This window comes from Mesorhizobium sp. M1E.F.Ca.ET.041.01.1.1, from assembly GCF_003997355.1.
Lineage (GTDB): Bacteria > Pseudomonadota > Alphaproteobacteria > Rhizobiales > Rhizobiaceae > Mesorhizobium.
Genome location: NZ_RZSL01000413.1, coordinates 1 through 5,598, shown reverse-complemented (window position 1 = coordinate 5,598; position 5,598 = coordinate 1). Strand labels below are relative to the sequence as shown.

The 5,598-nt window shown below is 63.6% G+C and carries 5 protein-coding genes and 1 pseudogene; 2 read left to right on the top strand and 4 right to left on the bottom strand.

The window, feature by feature from the left end; all coding sequences use genetic code 11:
• A partial coding sequence (locus EOA38_RS26315) for a polysaccharide biosynthesis tyrosine autokinase (RefSeq protein WP_127300606.1) occupies positions 1-657 on the top strand: 657 nt, incomplete at its 5' end.
• On the opposite strand, the gene EOA38_RS26310 is transcribed toward EOA38_RS26315, so the two are convergent.
• Positions 654-1,586: a LysR family transcriptional regulator gene (locus EOA38_RS26310; protein ID WP_127300605.1), complete on the bottom strand. Its 933-nt coding sequence runs from the start codon at positions 1,584-1,586 to the stop codon at positions 654-656. The two genes, EOA38_RS26315 and EOA38_RS26310, sit on opposite strands and share 4 nt — an antisense overlap.
• A 152-nt stretch (positions 1,587-1,738) precedes the next feature.
• On the opposite strand from EOA38_RS26310, the gene EOA38_RS26305 reads away from it, so the two are divergent.
• A complete protein-coding gene (locus EOA38_RS26305; RefSeq protein WP_127300604.1) occupies positions 1,739-2,728 on the top strand; it encodes an NmrA/HSCARG family protein in 990 nt (329 codons plus the stop codon).
• Positions 2,729-2,828: 100 nt separating this feature from the next.
• On the opposite strand, the gene EOA38_RS26300 is transcribed toward EOA38_RS26305, so the two are convergent.
• From EOA38_RS26300 to EOA38_RS26290, 3 genes and pseudogenes are all read right to left on the bottom strand, one after another.
• Positions 2,829-3,536 (bottom strand): metallophosphoesterase family protein, encoded by a 708-nt coding sequence (locus tag EOA38_RS26300; RefSeq protein ID WP_348627540.1) that lies wholly within the window; start codon positions 3,534-3,536, stop codon positions 2,829-2,831.
• 175 nt (positions 3,537-3,711) lie between these two features.
• Entirely contained in the window at positions 3,712-4,791 is a 1,080-nt protein-coding gene (locus EOA38_RS26295) for an acyltransferase (protein WP_127300603.1), read from the bottom strand.
• A 250-nt stretch (positions 4,792-5,041) separates the two neighbouring features.
• Positions 5,042-5,598 (bottom strand): annotated as a pseudogene (locus EOA38_RS26290) (AMP-binding protein); the annotation flags it as partial.

Below are 5,598 nucleotides of genomic sequence, written 5' to 3'. Positions count from 1 at the left end.
GTGATGGAAGACAAGGGCAGCCGCGTGATCGGCGTTGTCTCGGTCCTGCCCGGCGAAGGCAAGTCGACGGTTGCGGCAAACCTCGCTGGCCTGCTTGCCGCCAACGGCGCCAGGACATTGCTGATCGATGGAGACCTGCGCAATCCCGGCCTCAGCCGCAGCCTTGGCATGGAAGCCGAGCACGGGCTGATGGAGGCGGTGGTCAACGGGCAGACCTGGCAGTCGGTCGGCAAGGTCGACCGCCAGACTAAGCTGGCGATCATCCCCGCCGTGCTGCGCGGCCAGTTTTCGCACACCAGCGAGCTTCTGGGCTCGGCCGGCATGCGCCGCTTCATCGAGAACGCCAGGGAGACCTTCGAATACGTCATCGTCGACCTGCCGCCGCTCGGGCCCGTGGTCGACGCCAAGGCCTTCGCGCCGCTGGTCGACGGTTTCGTGCTCGTCACCGAATGGGGCCGCACGCCACGCGCCATGGTGCGCTCGATGCTGGAGCAGGAGCCCTATATCGCCGACAAGATCGTCGGCGCGGTGCTCAACAAGGTCGAGCTGAAGAAGCTGGCGAAATACGGCTCGCTCGGCGGCTCTGAAAGGTTCTTCGACCGCTATTCGAGCTATTACCTGGAGAAGTCGGACGCGCGCGCCAAGCAGGCCGCCTAGTCGTGACTATCGCGCGCCTGGGGCGAGGATTGACGCGCGACAAGTGAGACAACAGCTTCACGGATCCAGCGTTGGCCGCTGTGTCCGTGATTGCGCTCATGCCAAACCATTCCCACAGCAAAGCCTTCAACGGGGAGTGGACAGTCCATCACTTCAAGCTGGTCCGCCGAGTTGCGGACCAGCCGTTCCGGGACCAGCGCCACGAAGTCCGAGCGAGACACGATCTCGGGGACAAACAGGAACGAAGCCGCAGAGAGCACCACGTTGCGCTTGTGTCCGAGAGCAGCCAAAGCGCTGTCCAACGGCGTCACGAAGCTGCCTCCGTCCAAAGATACGATCACTTGCTCCAGCTCAGCAAATTCAGCGACCGTGATTCCGTCCCGCAGCCGTGGATGCTTCCGGCGGCCGATGAGCACATAGCGCTCATCGAACAGATGGCGAGTGCGAAGACTTGGCGGGGCCGCCTGCGGCGTCATGAGCGCCAAATCCACGTCGCCGCGCGCCATCTGCGCTTCCAACTGCGCCACGTCCAGATTGCGGATCGCGACGCGAACACCGGGCGCTCGCGTCCTGAGTTCCACAACGAGCGGCTTGACCACGGCCGCTTGTAGATAGTCCGTGCAAGCGATTGCGAAGGTCAGGTTGGCCTTCGCCGGATCGAAGTTCCTATGCGAAGCGACCGTGGCGCGAACTTGATCAAGCGCTTGGCGCAACGGATCGAGCAACTCCATTGCTTTGACCGTCGGCGTCATACCTCGCTGGGCAGGAATTAGCAGCGGGTCATCGAACTCGCGCCTGAGACGGTTCAGCTGGGCGCTTACCGCGGGTTGGCTCAGGTGCAGTCGGGCAGCCGCCTTCGTGACGTTCCGCTCCACCAGCAGCGTCTCCAGGGTAACCAACAGATTGAGGTCCAGGCGCTTGGTATTCACAGGACGGATAGTAGCCGAACATTTTTATAATTTCCAATATAGCTCGCGCCAGCCGAGACTCCGTGGTCAAGGCCGACACGCGGCGCGCCTGAGGCCGTGGTGGAGGTCGATCGCGGGCGGAAGCGGTTCCGCCCACAACCAGGATAACCAGCATGAGCCAAGCCGATACAAAACCTCTGATTACCGTTGTTGGTGCCTCGAGCAAGCAAGGCCGTAGCGTCGCCAATTCCTTGCTCGACAGTGGGCGCTACCGGGTACGCGCCCTGACGCGGCGCCTCGACAGCCAACCCGCGCAGGCCCTGGCGAAGAAGGGTGCCGAGGTCGTGGTGGCGCCTCTTGAGCTCGGCAGGCAGGCCGATCTGACCGAAGCAATGAAAGGCTCGGCTGGAGCATTCTTGATGACGCCGCCCATCGTCAAGGTGCCGCCGGCGGAACCCGAACTTAGCCTGGGCAAGGAGTTGGCCGATGCGGCGGTGGCCGCTGGCGTTGAGCACGTGGTGTTCAGCGGACTCGAAAATGTCGAAGCCATCACCGGCGGCACGAAGTGGGCGCCGCATTTCACGGACAAGGCAAAGGTAGAGGACTATATTCGCGGCTTGCCCGTCCGTAGTTCGTTTGTCTATCTGGCGTTTTACTACACAAATTTCCTGGAATACTATGTGCCGCGGGGCGGGGAGGACGGCATAACGTTTGCCATATACTTGCCGCCGGATATCCCCATGCCGTTCTGTGATCCGCTGACAGCGGCCGGCCCGCCGGTGCGCGAGATATTCGACCACCCGGCACGATACGCTGGCGAGGTTCTGCCTGTGATCGGCGAGTTTATCTCGGCGCAACAAATGGTGGACACGTTTGTGCGGGTCGCCGGAAAGCGCGCGCACTATGCGTCTGCCTATTCGCGTGAAGACCTGTTTCGCCATTTTCCGGGGTTCGCCGACAATGAGCATCTCGTACGCGAGTTGGTGGGTATGGTCGAATACGCCGTCGAATATGGCTACTACGCCCCTGAGCGCGATCTGACCTGGAGTCGGAAAATCGATCCGGATGCCGTGACTTGGGAACAGTTCCTCAAGCGCAGCAAATGGCAGGGCGACTTGCTGTCCTTTGGCGCCGCTCCAGATGCCGAGCTTGCGCCGACCTGAGAGCGGTCAAACTGTGCCTGCGCCATGACGGCGTTGCCGAGCGTTTCGTCTTCCGGAGTGAATACTCGGATCGGTCCGAACTACTCTAAGGAACTCTCCCTCAGTCCTTGCTCGACAGCATCCGGCCATATTTGCCGACGATCCTGACCGCCGTGAGCCGTCCGGTCTGGAAGGCGCCGGTGTCGATGTCGAGCCGGCGGCCGTCGAGTTTCGGAACGTCCACGATGGTGTGTCCATGCACCACCCACCGGTCGAGGCGATGCACGGCGCGGAAGAACTCTTCGCGGATGTTGAGCAGGTCGGCCTCGTCCTGCGCTTCGAGCGCGATGCCGGGCCGGATACCGGCATGGACGAAGACGAAGTTGTCCGAACAGATCATCACCGGCAGCGTGCGCATGAAAGCGACGTGGGCGGCCGGAATGGCCGATCGGATGCGGGCGTCCACCTCGTCGCTTGAACCGTAGAGGGCTGCCAGCCGCTCCGGGTCGACGCCGTAGGAGAACAGCGTCTCCCGTCCGCCGACGCGGAGCCACGGCTCCCGCGACAGATAGCCGTCGAGATAGGCGAGCATCGCCACCTCGTGGTTCCCGGCCAGTGAGACGCGCAGGAAGCCTTTCGGCGGCGGCGCCATGAGATGTTCGATCACGCGGCGCGACTGCGGCCCGCGGTCGACATAGTCGCCGAGCATGATGATGATCTTGCGGCCGCGGAACTGCTGCGCGTCGAGCTGGATCTTCTGCTCCAGCGCGCGCAGCTCGTCATGGCAGCCATGCACATCGCCAATCGCGTAGACGACGGTATCCCGCATATCCATCACCAGCCGTTCGCGCGGCAAGGGTCGGGGTCGTCTCGATCGCTGGAACAGGCTCACGGGTTGAGGCTCGGGTACTCGCACTGGAATGCGCCTCGATATCACGCCGAATGCAAACAATTCCACACCGACGGCAACGCACCGCCGCTGCGGGAGCTGGCGCTGTTTTGTCTCAGGCGGCCCTGAGCCGGTAGCGGAAAAGCGTGTGGTCGAGCAGAAGCCGGACGCGGGGCTCGGCCTCGGCCGCCACCAGCCAGCTTGCGGCGATCATGGCTGCTCCGACGACCGGGATCGAGACGAGGTAGGGCACGCCTGCCCGGATCAGGGCGCCGAGCATCGCCGCGCCGACCACATCGTGGAGGAGGTAAAGTGGATAGGTCATCAGCCCGATCCGGCGCCAGCCGCGCCAGGAAAGATCGAGCCTGAGCGACCATGCCATCAGCGCAATCGCGGCGAGGAAGACGATGATCGGCGGCGCGTAAGGCATCGCGGCTTCCACCTTGATGCTGTGCACGTCGACCGAGCTGACGATCTGCAGCACGCCGCCGACGAGGAACAGGGCAATGAAGCCGAGGCGCGGGATGGTCACCGCCTTGAAGCGCATCAGCCAGAGCAGCACGCCGACGGCGAAGAAAGCGCCGTGGTGCACCAGGGTAAGCTGCAGCCAGCGCGTCTCCGCGAAATCGGTCCAGCCGAAGGCGAAATAGAGGCACCAGAACAGCGTACTGGCCAGCCCGATGATGATGGCGGCCGCTTCCATCAGGTCGAAGCGGCCGAGCCGCAGCAGGATCCAGACGATGGCATAGAAGGCGATCTCGATGCCGAGCGTCCAGTAGACGCTGTCCACCCATGGCTCGAAGGGCACGAACAGCGCGGTGCGGGCAAGCCGCACCACCGCGTCCGTCGGCCAGGAAAGGCCGACCATGAGCAGCACCACGGCCGAGATCGGCGCGCAGACCCAGACCGCCGGCGCCAGCCGCCTGACGCGCGCCTCGAAGAACTTGAGTGGCGTCGAATTCTCCGCGCTGAAGGCGATGACGAAGCCGCTGATGACGAAGAACACTTGCACGCCGACCCAGCCGGAGCCGACGAAGGCCATCTCGGGGTGGGCAGGGATGCCGCCGGTGGCGCGCGCCGAGACACCGCCGGGAAACGCCCATACCCAGAAACCATAGTGATAGAACATCACCATGACGGCGGCCAGGAAACGCAATATGTCGACGCCGCCGAATGTTGTCTTGTGCTGAGCCATGCCGTGCCTTCGGAATGGCCCCCCAGACGAACTTTAGGGGCTGTTGCTGCATTGCACAACAGGCGATTGCACTGCGGGACGAATTCGTGGCAGCGCTGCCCGCGGGCGCCGGCGAACCGGCCTGGATCGGTTCACCGTTTCGCCGAAACGGCAAACCGCTCCACCTCTTTGTTTTGACGCAATTCCGGACGGAAGGCTACGGCGAAGTCGCCGAGCCCAACCGTTTCACAGTTCCTGGAATTGCTCTAGACTAGATCCCGATGCCGCGTCCCTTGAGCGCCGCCGTGATCTCATCGAGGATTGCAGGATCGTCGATGGTCGCCGGCATGGCCCATTCCTCCTTATCGGCGATCTTCTGCATCGTGCCGCGCAAGATCTTGCCGGAGCGCGTCTTCGGCAGCCGTTTGATCGTCACCACCGTCTTCAAGGCGGCGACCGGACCGATCCGTTCGCGCACCAGGCCCACCACCTCGCTTTCGATGGCGCCGGTGTCGCGCGACACCCCGGCATTGAGCACGACGAAGCCGAGCGGCACCTGACCCTTCATCGCATCGGCGATGCCGATGACCGCGCATTCGGCGACATCCGGATGCGCGGCCAGCACCTCCTCCATTGCGCCGGTCGAAAGCCGGTGGCCGGCGACGTTGATGATGTCGTCGGTGCGGGCCATGACATAGAGATAACCGTCCTCGTCCACCATGCCGGCGTCGGCCGTCTTGTAGAAACCGGGGAACTCCTCGAGATAGGCCTGACGGAAGCGGGCGTCGGCATTCCAGAGCGTCGGCAGGCAGCCTGCCGGCAGCGGCA

Coding starts and splice junctions, on each gene's coding strand:
- EOA38_RS26300 (WP_348627540.1), bottom strand. CDS start 3,536: ATGCGGGATACCGTCGTCTACGCGATTGGCGATGTGCATGGCTGCCAT.
- EOA38_RS26305 (WP_127300604.1), top strand. CDS start 1,739: ATGAGCCAAGCCGATACAAAACCTCTGATTACCGTTGTTGGTGCCTCG.
- EOA38_RS26295 (WP_127300603.1), bottom strand. CDS start 4,791: ATGGCTCAGCACAAGACAACATTCGGCGGCGTCGACATATTGCGTTTC.